The organism is Stenotrophomonas sp. PS02297, assembly GCF_029959705.1.
Lineage (GTDB): Bacteria > Pseudomonadota > Gammaproteobacteria > Xanthomonadales > Xanthomonadaceae > Stenotrophomonas > Stenotrophomonas nitritireducens.
Genome location: NZ_JASCOS010000267.1, coordinates 1 through 224, shown reverse-complemented (window position 1 = coordinate 224; position 224 = coordinate 1). Strand labels below are relative to the sequence as shown.

Below are 224 nucleotides of genomic sequence, written 5' to 3'. Positions count from 1 at the left end.
GCGGCGATCTTGATCAGCACCTTGCCGCGCGGCACGCCGGCCGCCTCGTACATGGCGATGAACTGGCGCGCCTTGGCGATGGTCGCTTCGGTGTCGTGGGCCTGGTCGGCATCGACCTCGGTGGAAACGCGGCCCGGCACCAGCTCGGCCAGCATCGTGCCCACGCCGATGGTCAGGCGGTCGACCACGGCCTTGGCCACGTCATCGCGCTCGCCGGCCTGCGC

Annotated in this window: 1 protein-coding gene; it reads right to left on the bottom strand. The window is 71.4% G+C overall.

The genetic code is table 11. The features are described 5' to 3' along the window. On the bottom strand, positions 1–224 hold a 224-nt coding region (locus QMX80_RS19315), incomplete at both ends, for a transaldolase family protein (protein WP_282278794.1).